The 21,596-nt window shown below is 48.3% G+C and carries 17 protein-coding genes and 3 pseudogenes; 10 read left to right on the plus strand and 10 right to left on the minus strand.

Annotated features, from left to right (window positions below; all coding sequences use genetic code 11):
• The 3 genes from aceE to ampD all read right to left on the minus strand — a co-directional run bounded on the left by aceE (window position 1) and on the right by ampD (window position 4,303).
• On the minus strand, window positions 1–2,673 hold the full coding sequence (gene aceE, locus CS022_RS15395; protein WP_129123044.1) for a pyruvate dehydrogenase (acetyl-transferring), homodimeric type: 2,673 nt from the start codon (window positions 2,671–2,673) through the stop codon (window positions 1–3).
• A 107-nt stretch (window positions 2,674–2,780) separates the two neighbouring features.
• Window positions 2,781–3,545 (minus strand): pyruvate dehydrogenase complex transcriptional repressor PdhR, encoded by a 765-nt coding sequence (gene pdhR, locus CS022_RS15400; RefSeq protein WP_129123045.1) that lies wholly within the window; start codon window positions 3,543–3,545, stop codon window positions 2,781–2,783.
• Window positions 3,546–3,763: 218 nt separating this feature from the next.
• The gene (ampD, locus tag CS022_RS15405) at window positions 3,764–4,303 is read right to left on the minus strand and encodes a 1,6-anhydro-N-acetylmuramyl-L-alanine amidase AmpD (RefSeq protein WP_129123046.1); all 540 of its coding nucleotides are present in this window, start codon (window positions 4,301–4,303) and stop codon (window positions 3,764–3,766) included.
• 168 nt (window positions 4,304–4,471) lie between these two features.
• Here ampD and nadC point away from each other — a divergent pair, with 168 nt between their 5' ends.
• The 8 genes and pseudogenes from nadC to yacG all read left to right on the plus strand — a co-directional run bounded on the left by nadC (window position 4,472) and on the right by yacG (window position 11,441).
• Window positions 4,472–5,374, plus strand: a complete 903-nt coding sequence (nadC, locus tag CS022_RS15410; RefSeq protein WP_129123047.1) for a carboxylating nicotinate-nucleotide diphosphorylase — start codon at window positions 4,472–4,474, stop codon at window positions 5,372–5,374.
• A 196-nt stretch (window positions 5,375–5,570) separates the two neighbouring features.
• A complete protein-coding gene (locus tag CS022_RS27755) occupies window positions 5,571–5,993 on the plus strand; it encodes a type IV pilin protein (protein ID WP_129123048.1) in 423 nt (140 codons plus the stop codon).
• 2 nt (window positions 5,994–5,995) lie between these two features.
• Window positions 5,996–7,687 carry a type IV-A pilus assembly ATPase PilB gene (pilB, locus tag CS022_RS15420; RefSeq protein WP_201746296.1) on the plus strand — a complete coding sequence of 564 codons (1,692 nt, stop codon included), beginning with the start codon at window positions 5,996–5,998 and terminating at the stop codon, window positions 7,685–7,687.
• Window positions 7,688–7,697: 10 nt separating this feature from the next.
• Window positions 7,698–8,927, plus strand: a complete 1,230-nt coding sequence (locus CS022_RS15425; RefSeq protein ID WP_129123049.1) for a type II secretion system F family protein — start codon at window positions 7,698–7,700, stop codon at window positions 8,925–8,927.
• Window positions 8,928–9,008: 81 nt separating this feature from the next.
• A pseudogene (locus CS022_RS15430) lies at window positions 9,009–9,876 on the plus strand (prepilin peptidase).
• A 1-nt stretch (window position 9,877) separates the two neighbouring features.
• Window positions 9,878–10,489 (plus strand): dephospho-CoA kinase, encoded by a 612-nt coding sequence (gene coaE / locus CS022_RS15435; RefSeq protein ID WP_129123050.1) that lies wholly within the window; start codon window positions 9,878–9,880, stop codon window positions 10,487–10,489.
• Window positions 10,489–11,229, plus strand: a complete 741-nt coding sequence (zapD, locus tag CS022_RS15440; protein WP_129123051.1) for a cell division protein ZapD — start codon at window positions 10,489–10,491, stop codon at window positions 11,227–11,229. Before coaE ends, zapD begins: the two co-directional genes overlap by 1 nt.
• A gap of 8 nt (window positions 11,230–11,237) precedes the next feature.
• Complete coding sequence (gene yacG / locus CS022_RS15445; protein ID WP_129123052.1) at window positions 11,238–11,441, plus strand: DNA gyrase inhibitor YacG; 204 nt, start codon at window positions 11,238–11,240, stop codon at window positions 11,439–11,441.
• A 58-nt stretch (window positions 11,442–11,499) separates the two neighbouring features.
• Here yacG and mutT read toward each other — a convergent pair whose 3' ends face one another.
• Together mutT and secA are read right to left on the minus strand one after the other, a co-directional pair.
• Window positions 11,500–11,904: an 8-oxo-dGTP diphosphatase MutT gene (mutT, locus tag CS022_RS15450; RefSeq protein WP_129123053.1), complete on the minus strand. Its 405-nt coding sequence runs from the start codon at window positions 11,902–11,904 to the stop codon at window positions 11,500–11,502.
• A 74-nt stretch (window positions 11,905–11,978) separates the two neighbouring features.
• Window positions 11,979–14,696: a preprotein translocase subunit SecA gene (gene secA, locus CS022_RS15455; protein WP_129123054.1), complete on the minus strand. Its 2,718-nt coding sequence runs from the start codon at window positions 14,694–14,696 to the stop codon at window positions 11,979–11,981.
• 395 nt (window positions 14,697–15,091) lie between these two features.
• Here secA and CS022_RS27760 point away from each other — a divergent pair, with 395 nt between their 5' ends.
• Window positions 15,092–15,262 (plus strand): hypothetical protein, encoded by a 171-nt coding sequence (locus tag CS022_RS27760; protein ID WP_328590390.1) that lies wholly within the window; start codon window positions 15,092–15,094, stop codon window positions 15,260–15,262.
• Window positions 15,263–15,264: 2 nt separating this feature from the next.
• The gene (locus CS022_RS27765) at window positions 15,265–15,546 is read left to right on the plus strand and encodes a hypothetical protein (protein ID WP_328590394.1); all 282 of its coding nucleotides are present in this window, start codon (window positions 15,265–15,267) and stop codon (window positions 15,544–15,546) included.
• Between the two features lie 106 nt (window positions 15,547–15,652).
• On the opposite strand, the gene lpxC is transcribed toward CS022_RS27765, so the two are convergent.
• From lpxC to murC, 5 genes and pseudogenes are all read right to left on the minus strand, one after another.
• Window positions 15,653–16,570 carry a UDP-3-O-acyl-N-acetylglucosamine deacetylase gene (gene lpxC / locus CS022_RS15465; protein WP_129123055.1) on the minus strand — a complete coding sequence of 306 codons (918 nt, stop codon included), beginning with the start codon at window positions 16,568–16,570 and terminating at the stop codon, window positions 15,653–15,655.
• Window positions 16,571–16,662: 92 nt separating this feature from the next.
• Window positions 16,663–17,840 (minus strand): annotated as a pseudogene (gene ftsZ, locus CS022_RS15470) (cell division protein FtsZ).
• Between the two features lie 32 nt (window positions 17,841–17,872).
• Window positions 17,873–19,129 (minus strand): cell division protein FtsA, encoded by a 1,257-nt coding sequence (gene ftsA, locus CS022_RS15475; RefSeq protein WP_129123068.1) that lies wholly within the window; start codon window positions 19,127–19,129, stop codon window positions 17,873–17,875.
• 17 nt (window positions 19,130–19,146) lie between these two features.
• Window positions 19,147–19,920: a cell division protein FtsQ/DivIB gene (locus CS022_RS15480; RefSeq protein WP_129123056.1), complete on the minus strand. Its 774-nt coding sequence runs from the start codon at window positions 19,918–19,920 to the stop codon at window positions 19,147–19,149.
• A gap of 213 nt (window positions 19,921–20,133) precedes the next feature.
• Window positions 20,134–21,593 (minus strand): annotated as a pseudogene (gene murC / locus CS022_RS15485) (UDP-N-acetylmuramate--L-alanine ligase).
• Window positions 21,594–21,596: the final 3 nt, after the last annotated feature.

A 21,596-nucleotide genomic window follows, 5' to 3' on the forward strand; every position in this document is an offset into this window, starting at 1 on the left:
TTACGCGTACAGTGGGTTCACTTTCTGAGTGTCGATGTCGAATTTCTTGATAGCTTCAACTACCACAGACTTCTCAACATCACCACGCTTCGCCAACTCAGTCAGCGTTGCTACAACCACGTAGCCAGCGTTAACTTCGAAGTGACGACGCAGGTTTTCACGGCTATCAGAACGGCCGAAACCATCAGTACCCAGTACACGGAAAGACTCAGCAGGAACGAACGCGCGCACTTGCTCGGCGTAGTTCTTCATATAGTCAGTAGCAACGATAGCAGGCTCTGTACCCATGACTTGTGCAATGTATGGAACTTTCGCTTCATCCATTGGGTTCAGCATGTTGTGACGGTCACAATCCTGACCATCGCGAGTCAGCTCATTGAATGAGGTCACGCTGTATACGTCTGAAGTGATACCGAAGTCAGCATCCAGAATTTCTGCTGCTTTGCGAACTTCATTCAGGATGGTACCAGAGCCCATCAGCTGAACTTTCTTCTTACGACGTGCTGAACCTACAGTTTCCAGCTTGTAGATACCCTTACGGATACCTTCTTCAGCGCCTTCAGGCATTGCCGGCTGTGCGTAGTTCTCGTTCATCAGCGTCAGGTAGTAGAACACGTTCTCTTGATCAGGGCCGTACATGCGACGGATACCGTCTTGCATGATCACAGCAACTTCGAATGCGAAGGTTGGATCGTAAGAGATACAGTTAGGAATAGTACCTGCCTGAACGTGTGAGTGACCGTCTTCGTGTTGTAGACCTTCACCGTTCAGCGTTGTACGACCAGCCGTTGCACCCAGCAGGAAGCCGCGCGCTTGTTGGTCACCCGCCATCCATGCCATGTCGCCAACACGTTGGAAACCGAACATAGAATAGTAGATGTAGAACGGGATCATTGGCAGGTTGTTGGTGCTGTAAGACGTCGCAGCAGCAACCCATGAAGACATCGCACCCAGTTCGTTGATACCTTCTTGCAGTACCTGACCAGACGTCGACTCTTTGTAGTAAGAAACTACACCGCGGTCTTCTGGCGTGTAGTTCTGGCCATGCGGGCAGTAAATGCCGATTTGGCGGAACAGACCTTCCATACCGAAAGTACGTGCTTCGTCAGCAATGATAGGAACGATGTTCTTACCAACGCCTTTGTCTTTCAGCAGCACGTTCAGGGCACGGACAAATGCCATGGTGGTCGAGATATCACGCTTCTGCTCTTCCAGCAGAGGCTTGAAGCTATCCAGCTCAGGCAAAGTCAGCTCATCAGTGAACTTAGGCAGACGCTGTGGCGTGTAACCGTGCAGCGCGTCACGACGGGCATGCAGGTACTTGTGCTCAGCAGAACCTTCTTCCAGTTTCAGGTAAGGCAGGTTAACCATGTCTTCGTCAGAAACCAGATCTTGCAGGCCAAGACGGTCACGCAGATGCTGAACATGGCTCATGTCCATCTTCTTCACCTGGTGCGCAATGTTCTTACCTTCTGCCGCTGCCCCCATGCCGTAACCTTTAACGGTTTTCGCCAGGATAACAGTTGGGCGGTCAGAGGTTTCCTGCGCGCTCTTGAATGCAGCGTACAGTTTAGACGGCTCGTGACCACCACGTTTCAGTGCCCAGATCTCGTCGTCAGTCATGTCTGCAACCAGTGCAGCTGTCTCAGGGTATTTACTGAAGAAGTGCTCACGAACGTAGGCACCATCTTTCGCTTTCAACGTTTGGTAATCACCGTCAACGGTTTCGTTCATCAGCTGCAGCAGTTTACCTGAGGTGTCTTTCGCCAGCAGTTTGTCCCAACCGCTGCCCCAAACCACCTTGATAACGTTCCAGCCAGCGCCTTTGAACAGACCTTCCAGTTCTTGGATGATCTTACCGTTACCCATCACAGGGCCATCAAGACGCTGCAGGTTACAGTTAATGAGGAAGCACAGGTTATCCAGCTTCTCACGAGCAGCGAAAGAGATCGCGCCGCGTGATTCTGGCTCATCCATCTCGCCATCACCCAAGAAGGCGTAAACACGCTGGTTAGACGTCTGCTTAAGACCTCGGCCATCAAGATATTTCAGGAAACGCGCCTGATAAATAGCTGAAATAGGACCAAGCCCCATAGAAACAGTTGGGAATTGCCAGAATTCAGGCATCAATTTCGGGTGCGGGTAAGAAGGCAGACCTTTACCGTCTACTTCCTGACGGAAGTTGTCGAGTTGCTCTTTAGTCAAACGGCCTTCAACGAAAGCACGCGAGTAGATACCCGGAGAGATGTGACCTTGATAATAAACCAAGTCACCGCCGTCCACCTCGTTAGGCGCACGGAAGAAATGGTTGAAGCAAGTCTCGTAGAAAGCAGCAGAGGACTGGAATGACGCCATGTGGCCACCCAGCTCAAGGTCTTTTTTCGAGGCGCGCAACACGATCATGATCGCGTTCCAACGAATGATAGAGCGGATACGACGCTCCAGGTTTACATCACCTGGGTAAGCCGGTTCTTTATCAGCTGGGATGGTATTTACATAGTTGGTGGTGATGCCGGTTGGCATATCAACACCTTCAAGGCGCGCTTGCTCCATGACTTGCTCAAGCAGGAACTGTGCACGTTCTACACCTTCTTCACGAACGACTGATTCCAGAGCTTCTAGCCACTCTTGGGTTTCAAGTGCGTCCACGTCATTTTTCATGACTTCAGACATGGCGATCTATCCTTTCGTTGATTGACTCATACAAAACAAAAATTTTTTGCAGCTGAAAAAGCGCATCCCGACAGCTTCTGCAAGCTATCAGGACGCGCCAATTGCAACTAGTCCTTGCGCTGTTGAATTCGGCGTAAAGAGCGCTCTCTTCGGCTCTCCTCTCTGCCAAGGTCCAACAGGGTTTCCTCGATAAAAGCCAGATGTGCGTGCGACGCTTGCCGAGCCTGTTCTGGCTCTCCGGCAGTAATCGCCTCTACAATATCGGCCCTATGTTTACTCACCTTATCCACCACCTGCGGGCGGCGATTAAGTAATTCAAAGTTCTTTAAAATGTTTTGCTCCAGCAACGGAGCAAGGCTGCGAATAATATGCAGCAGCACAACATTGTGAGACGCTTCAGTCACCGCAATCAGATAATGCATCACGGCTTCGGCTTCAGCTTTTAAATCACCTTGTTGTTGTGCCTGACGAATCTGGTCGTGAAAACGGCAAATTCGTTCAAAATCTTCATCCGTTCCACGCAGCGCCGCAAAGTATGCAGAGATCCCCTCCAGTGCGTGACGGGTTTCCAACAAATCGAGTTGGGATTCAGGGTGTTCTGACAGCAAATCAAACAATGGGTCTGAAAATCGCTGCCATAACTTATCGCTGACGAAGGTACCGCCTCCCTGTCGACGGTTCAGCAATTTCTTGGCTTCCAGCTTTTGAATCGCCTCCCGTATGGAAGGCCGGGAAACATCGAACTGTTTTGCCAGTTCTCTCTCCGGTGGCAATTTCTGCCCCGGTGAAAGGCTCCCCTCAAGAATCAGACTCTCCAATTCCTTCTCAATCACATCTGAAAGCTTGGGTTGACGAATCCGTTGATATGCCATCTTTTCTTATTTTATTTTTGGCGCCTGACAACCAGAACGCACTACATCGGTAAATTGGTAATACCAATTATAGAATACGTGGAAAAAGTTACCAGACAGAGGCGAATTTGTCCACTTTTACTTGGTACCGGGTATTGACAATATTCTGACGTACCAATGAAGAATTACACGACAAATGCTCATTGGTCTGACCATTGGAATTTAGGTCAAAAAAACAGCTATTCCAATAATGCGCGATATTTGTTCCAGTTAAATGACGGTCCTGGGTCAGTTTTTCTGCCGGGTGAAATCTCTTGGTGCCCGGCAATCCGCGCCGGCGTGATCGCCGGATAGTGCGCCATCAGTGCTTTGGTTACTTGCTGTAACGCCTGATACTGCTGATCGGTGTAAGGTAAGTCGTCCGTGCCTTCCAGCTCGATACCGATCGAAAAGTCGTTGCATTTACTTCGTCCATCAAAACACGAAACGCCTGCATGCCACGCGCGCTTATGAAAGGGAACATATTGGGTCACACTTCCATCACGTCGTATAAGACAGTGTGCCGAAACTTTAACCGCTCGGATTGTATCAAAAAAGGGATCTTCATCACTCTCTAACTGACCAAGAAAAAAGTCAGTGATAAAAGGGCCACCAAATTTACCCGGCGGCAGACTGATGTTGTGGATCACCAGAAGCGAAATATCGTCTTCTTCACGATCATCACAATGGGGGGAAGGTATATATTGTGCACACTGCAAAAGGTGACGGGTTATATCCATTTTAAGGTTCAATTGATTGTGGCCTACAGCAAGAATAACCCCTTAAGAGCCTCTGTGCGATGCTAATCCCTCCTTTCTCTGGCACCTGACGTGGCCAAAAGGTAAAATCTTGCTCATTCGCGCCAGTTACGACTGGTCCTTTATCGCTTGACCTGTGACGGAATGACAATGACAGAACAACCGACACCCCGCGTACACGACAGTGAAGCCCGCCTTACCGCGCTGAAAGCGCAACTGGCAGATGATGTAATACGCTGCGTAACAGACACCCTGAAAGAGGATCTTGGTGGCACACTGGATGCAGCCGCTGACATCACAGCTAGCCTCATACCGGCTGATAATCAGGCAACCGCGACCATCATTACCCGTGAAGACGGTGTGTTCTGTGGCAAGTTGTTTGCTGACGAAGTGTTCCGCCAGCTCGGTGGCGAAGTGACTATCACATGGCAGGTTGAAGACGGCGATAAAGTGAGTGCCAATCAGGTATTGTGCGAACTCTCTGGCCCTGCACGCACTCTGTTAACTGGTGAGCGTAATGCGATGAACTTTATCCAGACCCTGTCTGGCTGCGCCACCGAAACCGCGCGCTATGTGACTGAGCTGGAAGGTACTAACACCCGCCTGCTGGATACCCGAAAAACTATTCCCGGCCTGCGTAATGCCCTGAAATATGCCGTGGCCTGTGGTGGTGGCTTCAACCATCGCATCGGTGTGTATGATGCCTACCTGATCAAAGAAAACCACATCATCGCCTGTGGCGGCATTAAGCAAACCGTCGAGACCGCTAAATCACTCAACCCCGGTAAACCTGTAGAGGTTGAAACGGAGTCGCTGGATGAGCTTCAGCAAGCGATCACGGCCGGTGCCGATATTGTGATGCTCGACAACTTCTCTACAGACATGATGCGTCAAGCTGTTGACCTTAACAAAGGTAAGGTTGCACTAGAGGTCTCGGGTAATGTCACAATAAAAACGCTACGCGAGTTTGCCGAAACTGGTGTTGATTATATTTCGGTCGGTGCACTTACCAAGCATATCCGCGCCATGGACCTCTCTATGCGCTTGAAGTGATAGCATTTGCGGCGCACTTCGCGCCGCTGAACATTTCTTTGCTAATTCACTCTCACAATGAAACTAACCACCTAATCAATTACTTGCATTTCTTGTTTACTACTCGAAGTTCACAGTTTCTTTACTGTCTAGATTTCTTCACTGCCAGTAAATTGACGCCACACACTGTTTACGTGTTTATACCTAGGAGATAGTAATGAGGAAGCAACAAGGATTTAGTTTGATTGAGCTGCTTATCGTGGTGGCAATCATCGGAACTCTCGCAGCCATTGCAGTACCGGCTTATACTGCACAAAAAGATAAGTCAGATGTGGCGGCAGCAATGGCATCATTAAAAAGTTTGCTGGCTGGTGCAACACTGGCTGTTCATGAAGGACAGACAGTGGCCTCATACGTCACTGGCCTTGATGGGACTGCATCAACAACACTTGTTATAAATGGTATAGGTACAATCCAAGATGCAACGGCTGGTAATGTCCCGGGAATAAAAATAGTAATTTCAGACGGTACTTTTTCTGGAAAAGATATCAAATATTCTCAAGCTGGCACTATTTGGAAGTGTGACTACGACAAAACAATCACTGGCGTTACGATTGATGGCTGTTCAGCAAGACCTTAAGCGTGCAGTTTGATTGCCTAAATGCTCTGAACGAAAATGGCTTTATAACTTCGGAGCAAACAACGGCGATACAAGTCTACATGGAGAAAAGTGGTAACTCATGCCTTACCTCAAATCTCCATGTAGGCGCTGTCACGCCTTCAAGTCTTACAGAATTTATAAGCCAAGTTTACAATCAAAAGGTTTACTCTATTGAGGACTTTGCCTACGAAAAAACTGTGCAAAGTATAGATAGACAAGACTTAGTACTTCGGCATGAAATACTTCCTCTTGAGCAGACAGACACCCTAGTAACACTTGCGATAAGTGACCCAACCAACCTAGAAGCCCAAGACGATTTCCGCTTCGCAACTGGCCGATTAATAAAGCCGATACTCGTTGATCACTCCCAGCTAATGGGAGCTATCAGGAAACTCTATGGTAACGCGATAGCGCAACAAAGTTCCTCAGCTAGTGTCAGTGAAGATGAGCTGGCAGAACTCGCTGCAATTGATGAAAGCAACGAATCGGAAACCGCACTGAATGACGACGCGCCCGTAAGCCGCTATATTCAACGCACCTTGATGGATGCAGTGCGTAAAAACGCCTCTGATATTCATTTTGAACCCTTTGAAGACAGCTATCAGATTCGCTTTCGTCTAGATGGTATTTTGCAACTCTATAGCACACCACCCGTCGGTATATCTCGTCGCTTATCAACACGGATAAAAATTCTCGCCAAGCTGAATATCGCAGAGCGCCGCTTGCCTCAGGATGGCCGAATGAAACTCGATATCGGTAACGGACAAAGTATTGATATGCGGATTTCCACCCTACCAACATTGTGGGGAGAAAAAGTGGTACTCCGTCTGCTCGACAGTGGGAATATCGCACTTGATATCAGCGAGCTTGGCTTTGATGTGATTCAGCAAAAGCATTACCTGAGAGCGCTGGACAAGCCGCAGGGAATGATACTGGTCACCGGACCAACAGGCAGTGGTAAAACGGTCTCTCTTTATACTGGTCTTAAATACCTCAATACCACAGAGCGCAACATCTCAACTGCCGAGGACCCGGTGGAGATAAACCTACAGGGCATTAATCAGGTCAACATAAACAACGATATCGGACTCGACTTTTCCACTGCCCTGCGCTCATTTTTACGTCAGGATCCAGACGTAGTGATGGTGGGCGAAATACGTGACCTTGAAACCGCTGAAATCGGGATCAAGGCCTCGCAAACAGGCCACCTTGTGCTGTCCACCTTGCACACCAACTCCGCAGCCGAAGCCATCACTCGCCTCGCAAACATGGGCGTAGCAAGATATAACTTGTCAGCATCGTTATCGCTGATTATCGCTCAGCGCTTAGCGAGGCGGCTGTGTAATCATTGTAAGCAGCCTCAACAAACCAGCGACCCGACAATTGAAGGCTTGCTACGTCACTATCCCTCAATCGATATAAGCAAAGCACAGCAGGCTAATCCCGATGGCTGTGACCATTGTAACCATGGCTACCTTGGCCGTGTCGGTATTTATGAAGTCATGCCTGTCAGTAGAGAGCTTCGTATTGCCATTGAAGAAGGGGAAGGCGCCCTCAACCTTGAAGACAAAGCTTGCCAACAGGGCATGGATAGTCTCATCCAGTCTGGTATTACCAAAGTGAACCTTGGTGTCACCAGCCTCAGTGAACTGATGCGGGTCACCCAGTTGTAGGAGCACAACAATGAAAGACGACAATAAGAAGCAGAAGCTCAGCGCCTTTCATTGGCGTGGCACCACACTCAAAGGTAAAAAAGTCAAAGGCCAGATGCTGGCCATGGAAGAATCTGTTGTTCGCGCAGCGCTTGCTGATCAACAAATCAAAATCCAGAAAATCCGCAAGCGCGGCGCATCCTCCTTACAACTTCGTCAACATACAGCAAAGCCAGAAGATATTACCTTATTCAGCCGCCAGATGTGCACCATGCTGACCGCTGGTGTCCCACTGATTCAGGCAATGCAACTGGTGCGCAGCAGCTGCAAGAAAGCAGGGATGAAACACATCATCTCGCAGGTCTGCCAGCAAATTGAAGCGGGTTCGTCATTTTCTCAGGCTTTGCGCACCAGCTCGCCGCTATTCGATGAGTTTTTTTGTGATTTGGTGTTTACTGGCGAAATGACAGGTCAGCTTGATAAAGTTTTTGGCCGCATTAGTCTTCAACGTGAGAAACAGGAAGACATGCGCCGCAAAGTCAAAAAAGCGATGATCTATCCAAGCATCGTATCCTTCATCGCTCTGGGGGTCACAATTTTCATGCTGATCTTTGTTATCCCTAAATTTGAAGAGGTTTTCTCATCGTTTGATACAGAACTTCCATGGTTTACCTTACAAATTCTAAAAGCCTCTGACTTCATTACTCAGCACGGCGTTGCTGTCGGACTGCTATCTTTAGTTGCGGTACTTTTATTTCGACAAGCATACGTCAAGTACATGCACTTTAGGCTCAAAATCAGTCACTTTTCATTAAAGATACCGATATTCGGCGATATCTTCACTAAGGCCAGTATTTCCCGTTTTTCTCGCACGCTTGCCACTACGTTTAGTGCAGGTATCCCCTTGTTAACGGGGCTTCAGTCTTCTGCGAAAACGGCGGGTAACCTTCATTTGCAGCGCGTGGTTGAAGATATTCAAAAGAAAACTGCGGCGGGTCAGCCTATGCACATAGCGATTCGCGAAAGCGGCGAGTTTCCAGAGCTATTGACCCAGATGGTGATGATCGGTGAAGAATCAGGTTCGCTAGACGACATGCTCAACAAAGTCGCGGCCATTTACGAAGAAGACGTCGATAACACAGTCGACAACCTTGGCAAGATCATTGAACCCATGATTATTCTCGTATTAGGTGGCGTAATAGGCTCACTGGTTATCGGTATGTATCTGCCTATCTTTGATCTGATGAGCGTGATCGGATAATCAACAAAAGCGAAGCCTGCCCATAGTCGACACCAACGGTTGGCGTTATCATGACGTCAATCTCTTAAACCGGACAATCTCATGGATTTTCTTTTTCAATCTCACGGTCTTTATATCGGCATCATCGCGCTATTCGGCCTGATCGTGGGCAGTTTCCTCAATGTAGTCATTTACCGCCTGCCAAAAATGCTTGAACAACAGTGGAAACAAGAATGCCATGAATGTTTCGAGGAGTTTCCAGCGCCCACTGAGCAAAAAGCATTTAACCTCAGCATCCCCGGCTCGCATTGTCCATCCTGCAAAAAGCCTGTGAAGCCAATCGACAATGTTCCGGTATTAAGTTGGCTACTGCTTCGTGGTAAGTGCAAACATTGCAGCGCCAAGATAAGCGCTCGCTATCCGATGATTGAACTTTTAACCGCTGCTACTGTTGGTGTTACAGCATGGGTGATTCCCGGTTCATGGTGGTCTTTGGCGGTTGTGTTTGCCACATTTGCTTTGATTGCCCTGTTCTTTATTGATTTTGACACCATGCTGCTGCCCGACCAGATAACCCTCCCCTTGATGTGGCAGGTATTTTGATGGCGCTGCTCGGCTACTCACCGGTTTCCCTCGAGAGTGCAGTGATTGGCGCAATGGCAGGCTACCTTTCGCTGTGGTCTGTGTATCAAATATTCAGACTCATTACAGGTAAAGAGGGCATGGGCTTTGGCGATTTCAAACTGCTTGCCGCGCTGGGCGCATGGCTTGGCTGGCAACCGCTACCATTGGTGATTCTTCTGCCTCTTTCGCTGGTGCTATCGGCGGAATAATTATGATGCGGGTTTCAGGCAAAGGAAAAGATCAGCCTTTTTCTTTCGGCCCCTATCTTGCGGTAGCGGGGTGGATATCGTTATTGTGGGGAACTGAAATAATCGATTGGTATCTGAATAACTATATTGGCCTGTAAAATGACATACGTAATTGGCCTGACTGGCGGTATTGGTAGCGGGAAAACAACCGTATCTGACTTGTTTGCAGAACAGGGCGTAGATGTTGTTGACGCTGATATTATTGCCCGTCAGGTGGTAGAACCCGGCACCGAAGGCCTGAATAAAATCGCCGATAAGTTTGGTAGCGGCATGCTCACCGATGAAGGCACATTGAATCGCTCAGCACTGAGAGAGCACATTTTTTCTCACCCTGAGGATAAAGAATGGCTGAATCAGTTATTGCACCCAATAATCCGCCAAAAGATGAAAGACGATTGCCAGCAGGCAACCTCGCCATACTGCTTGCTCGTGGTGCCTTTGCTGGTTGAGAATAATCTTATTTCGCTTATTGATCGCTTGCTGGTTGTTGATGTAAGCGAAGAAACCCAAATAAAACGTACCGTGCAGCGCGATGGCGTTTCACGCCAACAGGTCGAAAATATTCTCGCCTCGCAAGCGAGCCGTGACGCAAGAAAAAAAGCGGCCGATGACCTTATTACAAATGAAGACAACAGTGATACACTCAAAGAGCAAGTCGTTGTTTTGCATAACAAGTATTTGACACTCGCCACACAGGAAGACGGTCAATAATGAGCAGCGATACTCTTTACGAACATCCCTTAAATGAGCAGGTACGCGTTTACCTGCGCCTTGAGCACCTGCTTAATCAACTCGATCAAGCAGGCGAAATGTTGTCTCCTCACGATGCCTATGTCTTTTTTAAAAGTCTGTTCGATCTGATGGAAATCCTTGAGCAGGTGCAAATCAAAGGCGATCTGGCAAAAGATCTCGACAAGCTAAAAATCAAACTCGAAAACTGGGCAGGCGTGCCTGGTGTTGACCGTGAACGTTTGGACATTTTGATCACCCGCACAGCGCAATTGCAGCAAAGTCTGCTGCAAAGCCCTCGATTAGGACAATCACTGAAAGCCGATAAGTTTCTCTCTGGTATTCGTCAACGCTTTAATATACCGGGCGGCACATGCAGCTTTGACCTGCCGATACTGCATCACTGGCAAAGCCTGCCGCTGGTGCAAAGGCAATCAGACACCCAACGATGGCAAGATAGCTTACGCTCATTAAAAAATGCGCTTGGCTTGTGGTTATCGATTACTCGAGAGAGTGTAGGGCCTATAAGTAGCAATGTCCGAAATGGTTTTTTCCAGCAAGATATTGAAAATGCGAGTTTGTTGCGAATTTTCATATCACCGGAGCATCAATGTTATCCGTTGATTTCCGCACATAAAAGTCGATTTGCAATGCGCTTTATGCCGTTTGACGAAACCGTGGAAGTTGCAGAGAATATGGCATTAAAAATAGCTATCTGTTGAGACGTATCGTGAGCAATAACAACCCACCACCGACAATCGTAAAATGCCCAACTTGCAGTAATGCTGTTGTATGGGGCGAAGTCAGCCCTTATCGACCTTTTTGCAGTAAACGCTGCCAGCTTATTGATCTGGGAGAATGGGCTGAAGAAGAAAAGCGCATTGCAGGCGCACCGGATATGTCGGACAGTGACGGCTGGTCTGAAGATCACTAGCTCAGCGAGTCGTTCATAGAAAAACGGAGGCGAGGCCTCCGTTATTTATTTTCAAGTCTCACTGAAATCGCGCTAACAGTTTTTCTAACACGACCTGATTGGCTTCAGGAAAGTCGTAAGAGGGAAGTGACGAGAGCTCTGTCCACTCGCCTTTTTGTCCCTCATTGCCGAAAGGTTTACCTTCAAAGTGTTGAATTAAATAGAAATCAAAACTCAGTGCCTTCTCCGGGTAATCGTGACTCATGGAAAGGAATAACTCGGGTGCTGATACCTTGATCCCAACTTCCTCTTCCAACTCACGAATAACTGCTTGTTCTGCACTCTCGTTCTCTTCGACTTTGCCGCCAGGAAACTCCCAAAAGCCACCTTTATGTGCCTTTGCCTCTCGCTGGGTAATAAACACCTGTGTCGCATCGGCGTTTAGAATGATACCTGCAGCAATATGAACACGTTTCTTTTCCATGTTCTTGTCCTTTGTCATTTACTTGCCATAAAAAAGGCCGCTTAGCGGCCTTTTTTCTTTGAATGTTATATTACTTAGCCGATTTTGCCGTGGCATTGCTTAAACTTCTTGCCTGAACCACACGGACAGGGCTCATTACGACCAACCTTGCGGGCGTCACGAGTCACGGTACCTTCACCCGTCTGGCCATCAGCCAATGGGTTTTCAGCATTGGCATGGCTCATTTGCTGACGACGCGCTGCTTCTTCTGCTTGTGCGCGACGTTGTTCTTCCATTCTGTCGATTTCTTCTGGCTGCTGAACACGCACCTTACTCAGCGTCAGTACAACGTCTGATTTCAGTGACTGTAGAAGCTCTTCAAACAGTTCGAACGACTCACGCTTGTACTCTTGCTTCGGGTTCTTCTGCGCATAGCCGCGAAGGTGGATACCCTGACGAAGGTGATCCATTGCAGCCAAATGCTCTTTCCACAATGTATCCAGCGTCTGCAACATCACCGCTTTTTCGAAGTGACGCAGTGTCTCCGCACCTGCAAGCGCTTCTTTGGTCTGATAGACGTCAACGATTTGAGCCAGAATGCGCTCACGCAGCTGCTCTTCATACAGCTTATCATCTTCGTCCAACCATGATTGGATGGGTAACTCAACATCAAAGTCAGACTTCAAGCGCTGCTCTAAACCTGCGATATCCCACATGTCTTCCAAAGACTGTTGTGGTATGTACTGACTAACAACCGCATCAACCACATCTTCACGGTTAAAGCTGATCATCTCGCTGATATCTTCCGATTCCATCAGCTCATCACGCAGCTCGTAAACCACTTTACGCTGGTCGTTAGCAACGTCATCGAATTCCAGCAGCTGTTTACGAATGTCGAAGTTGCGTCCTTCAACCTTACGCTGCGCATTTTCAATCGCTTTGTTGACCCAAGGGTGTTCAATCGATTCGCCCTCTTCCATACCCAGCTTCTTCATCATGTTAGAAACACGCTCAGAAGCAAAAATACGCATCAGCGAATCTTCCATTGAGAGATAGAAGCGTGATGAACCCGGGTCACCCTGACGACCAGAACGGCCACGAAGCTGATTATCGATACGACGAGATTCATGTCGCTCAGTACCAATGATATGCAAACCACCAGCCTCTTTAACCTTATCGTGCGATTCACGCCAAGAGGTTTTGAGCGCTTCAATTTGCTCATCGGTTGGATTTTGCAGTTTCTCAGCTTCTGCCTGCCAGCTACCGCCCAATACGATATCTGTACCACGGCCCGCCATGTTGGTCGCGATAGTGACTGCACCCGGCGAACCCGCCTGAGCAACGATATCGGCTTCTTGTGCGTGGAATTTAGCGTTCAGAACCTTATGACTGATACCTGCCTTTTTCAGGGCATTAGAAAGCAGCTCAGATTTTTCAATGGAAACTGTACCCACCAGCGATGGCTGACCTTTGGCACTGCGTTCCTTGATGTCTTCAATGATAGCATCAAACTTTTCACGCTCAGTCATATAAACCTGATCGGCCATATCATCGCGCACCATCGGCCTGTTGGTTGGAATAACCACAGTATCCAGACCATATATAGACTGGAATTCAAAGGCTTCGGTATCTGCCGTACCTGTCATGCCTGACAGACGATCGTAGAGACGGAAATAGTTCTGGAAGGTGATTGATGCCAGCGTCTGGTTTTCATTTTGGATTTGAACGCCTTCTTTGGCTTCAACAGCCTGATGAAGACCCTCTGACCAGCGACGACCCGGCATAGTACGACCAGTGTGTTCGTCGACGATAACAATCTCACCATCTTTGACGATGTAGTCGACATCTTTCTCGAACAGTACATGGGCACGTAATGCCGCATTAATGTGGTGCAGCAGCGTAATATTGGTTGGCGAGTAAAGCGTATCGCCCTCTTCCATCAAGCCGTTTTTCTGCAGCAGCTCTTCAACAAACTCCTGGCCATTTTCTGTCAGGTGAGTCTGGCGGCCTTTTTCGTCAACTGTGAAGTGACCGTCACCCCGATATTCTTCGCTGTCTTCTTTTTCTTGACGTTGCAGTTCAGGTATTAATTTATTGATGCGGGTGTACATCTCCGAGCTATCTTCAGCCGGACCAGAGATAATCAGTGGTGTGCGCGCTTCATCGATAAGGATGGAGTCGACTTCATCCACAACGGCAAAATATTTTTCACGCTGAACACGGTCCTCTGAACGGAATGCCATATTGTCACGGAGGTAATCGAAGCCAAACTCGTTGTTCGTTCCGTAAAGAATGTCTGCTTGATATGCTTCTTTTTTCGCCGGTGGAGCCATGTTTGGCACGTTGACGCCGACGGTCATATCGAGGAATTCAAACAAGGGTCGGTTGGTTTCAGCATCACGTTTCGCCAGATAGTCATTTACCGTGACGATGTGAACGCCTTTACCGGTGAGTGCATGCAGGTAAGCTGGCAGTGTTGCTGTCAGGGTTTTACCTTCACCTGTGCGCATTTCAGCAATTTGGCCATTATTCAGAACCATTCCGCCGATCATCTGAACATCAAAATGGCGCATGCCGTACACACGCTTTGAAGCTTCACGAACGGTGGCAAAAGCTTCTGGCAATAGTGAGTCGAGTTGTTCGCCTTGCTCTATGCGCTCACGAAACTCTACAGTTTTCGCTTTCAGTTCTTGGTCAGACAGAGCCTCGAATTGAGGCTCCAGCGCGTTGATCTCTTTTACGACTTTACGCAGGCGACGCAGGGTGCGCTCATTGCGGCTTCCGATCACTTTGGTCAGTAGTTTCGATAACATGGCGTTGCCGTTTCTCTCTTTATCTGGCCATGGCTTTAGCCACAGCGGGAAATATTTGCCTCGTAGCAGCAAGGGGCTCAGTCAGATAGGGAGCCAATCAATGCGCGGGGTATTCGTTGCTGATTCAGCACTATAAGCAATGAATCTTGTGTCAGACAGGTGATTTTTCAAGATCAAGCTTGCGCTTTTTTTCTCACGTATCAAACTGTCAGCAGAGTCAGTACGAAGCAAAACATGATATTTGGCCGTTATAATAAGTCATTATGCGGCTGCATCCCACACGAATTGTGGCCACAAACACTTTGATTAATAAAATTTAGATGTTGTTCATTAACCCAGATTGTTCTAAAACAAGAAGTGAACACAGAATCATCTTTTGAAACAGCGAGTAACGTATGCGTGACCACAGACCACAAGCGACACAGGACTTACTGGCTGAGAGTTTACCCGGACAAATCCAGCAGCGCGCTTTAGCCCTGGCTGATTTAAACCAACGCGTTCTCGGGCTTTTGCTCCAGCATCGGCAAATCATTGTCGCGTCGCAAATTACCGAAACGGCATCCTGATTATTGAATGTGGCTCTTCATCTTGGGCAACCCGGTTGAACTACGAAAGAATGAATTTGCTCAGCACGCTTCGGCGTGAACTGCTCAGGGACTTATCAACCATTGAAATCAAGATAAATCCTTCTCTCGCAAGTACAACACCTGATCAGCGCAGAAAATCTGAACCTGCCTTTCCAGAGCGAGTTCTTAGTCTACAGGCAGCAGAATACCTCAAAGTGCTTGCGTCTGGAGCTGAAGGAAAAGTGAAGAAAAGGCTGGAAGAACTTGCTAAGCTGGCCAAATAAACGAATTGAGAAAAAAGAGTTCCTCCATTAGGAGAACTTTAGGACTGGCAACAAAAAACCGACATTCGTCGGTTTTTTAAATATAGCTCAAGGTGTTACCTAAGAACTAAGCCAGAACCATTCCAGGTTCAGCAAATCGGACTGGCAACTCTTCTTCTTGCTCAAACGTGGTCCACTCCCACGCTTCCTGATCAGCAAGCACAGCTCTCAACAGTTTGTTGTTAAGCGCGTGGCCAGGCTTATACGCGCGCATTTCGCCAATAATGTTATGGCCACACATATATAGGTCTCCAATAGCATCGAGAACCTTGTGTTTGACCAGTTCATTGTCATAGCGCAGACCGTCTTCATTCAAGATACGGTAGTCATCAAGACCAACAGCGCAATCTAAGCTACCGCCGAGGCACAGGTTTTGTGACTGGAGGTATTCAAAATCGCGCAAGAAGCCAAACGTTCTCGCACGACTGATGTCTTTGATGAATGCCTGAGAAGAAAAATCGAGAACTAAGTTCTGTTGTTCCGCTTCAATCGCTGGGTGATTGAAATCAATGGCAAAGTCGAGTCTGAAACCATCATACGGTAAGAGTTCAGCCCACTTGTCGCCATCTTCGATGCGAACAGGTTTCTTAACACGAATAAAGCGCTTAGCCGCGTTAAGCGTTTCAATGCCCGCAGATTGAAGCAAATAAATGAATGGGCTTGCGCTGCCATCCATAATCGGGATTTCCGGTGCATCCACTTCGACAATGACATTATCAATGCCCATTCCAGCCAGTGCAGCATTGAGGTGCTCAACCGTTGAAATACGCACACCGTCATCATTGACCAGAGCTGTGCATAGCATGGTGTCGCGAACCGACGCTGGATCAGCTGGAAAATCAACAGGTGGATTTATATCCGTCCTGCGATAAATAACGCCGGTGTTTGCTGTAGCCGGGCGCATGATCAGTTTGACCTTGCGACCAGAATGCAAACCAACACCTGTCGTCTGAACAATTGATTTTAATGTCCGTTGTCTAATCATCTGAATACCAAAAATGTCCAAGCGTTAGCTGATACACGAAAAATAACGCGCAATGCTAACATGCAACCTGATGTAAACCAAGCTACCGACGATTAATCTGCCTGTTTACGCAAAAATGCCGGAATATCTAGGTAATCCTGTTCAGCTTTTTGCTTAGGCACAACGTTTGCGTTGTCGCTTGGCACGGGTGTTTCAATGCTCGGATTCAGCGTTTTCGCTGGTTCCGTTTTTGGCTGAGGCTTACTTTCAGCAGCAGCCGGTGTGACTGGCTGTTGTTTTTGGTTACCTGCCACCAATGTAATATCTGGCTTACGCTCTTGACCGATACCTGTCGCAACAACCGTCACGCGCAGTTCATCGCTCATTTCTGGGTCCATAGATGAACCGATAACAACGGTAGCATTGTCAGAAGCGAACGCTTTGACGGTGTTACCGACAGTCTCAAATTCGTCTAGGCGCATGTCAAAACCAGCGGTGATGTTGACAAGCACGCCGCGCGCACCAGCAAGATCAATGTCTTCAAGCAGTGGGCTAGAAATAGCCATTTCAGCCGCTTCTTCAGCACGCTCTTCGCCAGTTGCCACTCCACTACCCATCATCGCGTGCCCCATTTCAGACATCACGGTACGAACGTCTGCAAAGTCAACGTTAATGAGGCCCGGGCGAGTAATTAGCTCTGCAATGCCCTGTACCGCATTGCGAAGAACATCGTTTGCTTTCGCAAACGCATCAAGCAATGTAATACCGCGACCCAGAACCTTCAGCAGCTTTTCGTTCGGGATAGTGATGAGTGAGTCCACGTGCTTGGACAGCTCTTCAATACCCTGCTCAGCAAAGACCATGCGCTTCTTGCCTTCAAAGCTGAAAGGTTTGGTCACAACAGCAACTGTCAAGATCCCAAGCTCTTTCGCTACTTCAGCAATGATTGGTGCTGCACCCGTTCCGGTGCCACCGCCCATTCCTGCTGCGATGAAGACCATATCGGCCCCTTCTAGCTCAGCTTTAATGCTTCGCGATCTTCTAGAGCTGACTCACGACCTACTTGCGGGTTTGCACCTGCACCTAGGCCTTTTGTGATGTCTCCACCAATTTGAATAACGTTGCTGATACTGGTTTTACGCAGTGCCTGAGCATCGGTATTCACAGTGATGAATTCCACACCTTCAATGGACTCACGCACCATATGTTCGACGGCATTACCACCACCGCCACCAACACCAACAACTTTGATAACCGCGTCGTTGGACATTTCCATCATCGGTTCAAACATGTGTTCTCTCCGTATTTCCTGTTCGCATCAGGTTAAAATTCTTTTTTCAACCAACCACCAAGCATACTGAACACACTTGAAACAGTACGTTTAGACTCAGGTTCGCTGGTTTCGTTCAATAGATTGTCTTTTCCGTAGTGGAGTAAGCCAACCGCCGTCGCACAATAGGGTGCTTCTACATAATCAGTGAGGCCAGTAACACCCTCAGGTTTACCTACCCTTACCTGGCTCTGAAAAACACGCTCTGCACATTCCACCAAGCCTTGCATTTGAGCTGCGCCACCTGTTAGCACAACACCAGCAGCAAGATGGTGTTTCACGCCCTGACTTCTGAGGCGCTCCTGAACCCTTGTCAGCTCTTGCTGAACCAGACCCAGTAATTCCGTACAGCGTGGCTCTATGACTTCAGACAATGTCTGTCGCTGCAGGCTTCGAGACGGACGACCACCGACGCTGGGTACTTCTACCTTGGCATCTTTATTGACCATATCGCTGACCGCACAACCGTACTTCACTTTAATTTTTTCTGCGTCACCCAGCGGCGTGCCAAATGCATAAGCAATGTCGCTGGTAATAACATTTCCGGCATAAGGAATCACTTCAGCATGGCGCAGGGCACCGCCAGTCCAAACCGAAATATCCATTGTGCCGCCACCTATATCCACCACACAAACACCAAGCTCTCGCTCATCAGGTGTAATTACCGCATGACTCGCAGCCAGCCCAGAGAAAACAAGCTGGTCGACCTGAAGACCACAACGCTCAACCGCTTTCTCTATATTTTTGGCCGTATCATTGTGACAAGTGATTAGGTGCACGCTGGCTTCCATTCGGACGCCAGACAAACCAAGCGGGTTTTTTATGCCCTCTTGATAATCGATTTTGTATTCTTGTGGAATCACATGCAGGATGCGTTGTTCATCACTTATTTTCACTGACTTTGCAGTGTGAATAACGGTGTCTACATCTTCCTGCGTGACTTCCTCGTCAGAGATTGAACACATCCCTCTCTCTGTCTGACAATGGATATGCTTACCAGACAAGGACAGATATACAGAGCGGATTTTACAGTCGCACATCAGCTCTGCGTCATTCACCGCTTTCTGGACGGACTTAACAACGGATTCAAGATCATTCACGCCGCCTTTATCCATACCTTGTGACGAACTGTTTCCAACACCAAGTACATTAATTGCGCCATCGGGCAGGACTTCACTAACGACAACCGAAACTTTTGACGTTCCGATATCGAGCCCCACAATCAATGATCTGTCTGGCGCCTGCTTCATTCCTGCTTTATCTCTTGTCATTGTTCTGATTCATTCTGATCCCGGTTATTTTTCCAACCTACAGCAGCACCGGTGTCATAGCGCAAATCTACGTACTCTAATTTTTTCGTCGACTGTTCAATTTGTGGCAAAAGTGCAATAAGTCTCAGTAGTCTCTCTTGCTTATCACGGCGGCCAAGCTCTATTCTGAAACCGTCATAGGTGACGATTCGCCATGATTGACGCTCATTCAACGCCAGCGCCGCAATATGAATGCCAGCGGGAGCAAGAATATTATTCATTTGCCGCCAAGCTTCAAGCACTTCCCGCTCACTTCCTTCCGGTCCATGAAGCGAAACCAGCTTTTGGCCTTCTACATCAGTAGGATTGGCCTTGAACACTATGCCGCTTACATTAAGAAGTTGCCTTGAATTCCAGATTGCCGCGACGGCATGTTCAACAATATGTACACTCAGCATATCTGGCCATTGCTTCCTCACTGTGACTCTTTCAGCCCATGGAAGCGTAATAATCGCGTCGTGGAGCTGGTCAACATCCTGCAACATAAAGCTGTGCAGGTGACCTTTAGCAACCAACGCAGCGCGAACCTCTTCTGGTGTCAGATGGTTCAACTCGCCGTGAATCACCATTTTTGATAACGGCAGCTGGGTTTCATCACTCATCCAATTAAGCACCTGAATCAGGCCCCAAAAGAAAAAGCTGATGACGGCAATCAGGAACAACAAACCGCCCCAGTCCGGCTTAGCGTTCTGAGGCAGTTCAATAGTTTCTTCGGCGATCACACTCGTCATCACGGAACTCTTTTCACTTTCCAGTCCGAAAACCACCTGACTCGCAATATGCAAAACGCACCGATTATAACGGTGAGTGTGGCAGGTCTCCAATCATTGTTGGCACATATGTACTCATGCTGAGATCCTATCCGTGCAAATTACGAAATCAAAGCGTGAAAATTAGACCTAGTACTTGATTTCCACGCGATAACGTCAGGCAATGCATTTGCTTTACGCCGACTCCATGGCTGATTTGTTCAGTTTCATTGCAGCGAGTTTTTTCGCTACTTTGGTGATATCTCCCGCTCCCTGCGTCAATACCAAGTCCCCACCCAACATCACTGCCGCCAATGCAGCTGGCAGCGCGTCGGTATCGGGAACAAAAATTGGGTCGATTTTCCCCCTGCCACGGATCGTGCGACAAAGGCTACGACTGTCCGCACCCGCAATAGGCTCTTCACCTGCAGCATACACATCAAGCATCAGCAGAACATCAACCTGCTCAAGTACGTTGGCAAAATCCTCATAAAGATCGCGTGTTCTGCTGTATCTGTGAGGCTGGAATATCATGACCAGTCGTTTTTCAGGCCAACCGTCTCGAGCAGCCTTTATCGTCACATCAACTTCTGTCGGATGATGTCCGTAGTCATCAACCAGCATGATTTCACCACCATCAACAGGGAACGTCCCCTGATGATCGAAACGACGGCCGGTGCCTTCAAAACTAGCCAGCGCTCGGAGAATTGCTTCATCGCCTACGCCATCTTCAGTTGCCACCGCTACCGCTGCCGCCGCGTTTAATGCGTTGTGTCGGCCAGGAATATTCAGTTCAATGTCAAAGTCAGTGTGACCTTTTCGCTCGATAGTAAAGAGGCCTTTCTGTCCCTGTTGACGGTAATCGCGGAGACGGACATCTGCGTCCTCGGAAAAACCGTAGGTAATCACTTGCCGACCGATGCTCGGAATGATTTCCCGGACGATAGGGTCGTCAATACACATCACGGCCTGGCCATAGAACGGCAGGTTATGGAGGAAATCGATAAAGGTTTGCTTCAACGTCGAAAAGTCACCGCCATAGGTATCCATATGATCGGCTTCAATGTTAGTTACCACCGCAACCATAGGCTGTAAATGTAAGAACGACGCATCGCTCTCATCCGCCTCGGCAATTAGATAGCGACTGCAACCCAAACGCGCGTTGGTACCCGCACTTTTCACCAGACCACCATTTACAAAGGTCGGATCAAGCCCGCTTCAGAATAAATCTGGGTAGCCAGCGCTGTCGTCGTCGTTTTTCCGTGCGTACCCGCAATGGCAATACTGTGACGGTAGCGCATTAATTCAGCTAACATTTCTGCGCGGCGCACAACAGGGGTGCGAGCAGCTTTCGCGGCAACCAATTCAGGGTTATCAGCTTGTATCGCGGTAGAAATGACGACCACACTGGCCTGCGTCACATTATCAGCGTGATGACCGATGAATATGTGGGCACCTTTAGATTCCAATCTCTCTGTCACCGCACTCGTTGCTAAATCAGAGCCTGAAATTTCATAACCTTCGTTGGCAAGCACTTCTGCGATACCACACATGCCCGCGCCACCAATTCCAACAAAGTGAATGCGTTTTACCCGGCGCATTTCTGGCACCATAGTTCTGATTTTTTCTAATTGCGGATTATCGAATTTATCCATCAC

The organism is Veronia nyctiphanis (genome assembly GCF_004116385.1).
Lineage (GTDB): Bacteria > Pseudomonadota > Gammaproteobacteria > Enterobacterales > Vibrionaceae > Veronia > Veronia nyctiphanis.

Coding starts and splice junctions, on each gene's coding strand:
- aceE (WP_129123044.1), bottom strand. CDS start 2,673: ATGTCTGAAGTCATGAAAAATGACGTGGACGCACTTGAAACCCAAGAG.
- pdhR (WP_129123045.1), bottom strand. CDS start 3,545: ATGGCATATCAACGGATTCGTCAACCCAAGCTTTCAGATGTGATTGAG.
- ampD (WP_129123046.1), bottom strand. CDS start 4,303: ATGGATATAACCCGTCACCTTTTGCAGTGTGCACAATATATACCTTCC.
- nadC (WP_129123047.1), top strand. CDS start 4,472: ATGACAGAACAACCGACACCCCGCGTACACGACAGTGAAGCCCGCCTT.
- CS022_RS27755 (WP_129123048.1), top strand. CDS start 5,571: ATGAGGAAGCAACAAGGATTTAGTTTGATTGAGCTGCTTATCGTGGTG.
- CS022_RS15425 (WP_129123049.1), top strand. CDS start 7,698: ATGAAAGACGACAATAAGAAGCAGAAGCTCAGCGCCTTTCATTGGCGT.
- coaE (WP_129123050.1), top strand. CDS start 9,878: ATGACATACGTAATTGGCCTGACTGGCGGTATTGGTAGCGGGAAAACA.
- zapD (WP_129123051.1), top strand. CDS start 10,489: ATGAGCAGCGATACTCTTTACGAACATCCCTTAAATGAGCAGGTACGC.
- mutT (WP_129123053.1), bottom strand. CDS start 11,904: ATGGAAAAGAAACGTGTTCATATTGCTGCAGGTATCATTCTAAACGCC.
- secA (WP_129123054.1), bottom strand. CDS start 14,696: ATGTTATCGAAACTACTGACCAAAGTGATCGGAAGCCGCAATGAGCGC.
- CS022_RS27760 (WP_328590390.1), top strand. CDS start 15,092: ATGCGTGACCACAGACCACAAGCGACACAGGACTTACTGGCTGAGAGT.
- lpxC (WP_129123055.1), bottom strand. CDS start 16,570: ATGATTAGACAACGGACATTAAAATCAATTGTTCAGACGACAGGTGTT.
- ftsA (WP_129123068.1), bottom strand. CDS start 19,129: ATGAAGCAGGCGCCAGACAGATCATTGATTGTGGGGCTCGATATCGGA.
- CS022_RS15480 (WP_129123056.1), bottom strand. CDS start 19,920: ATGACGAGTGTGATCGCCGAAGAAACTATTGAACTGCCTCAGAACGCT.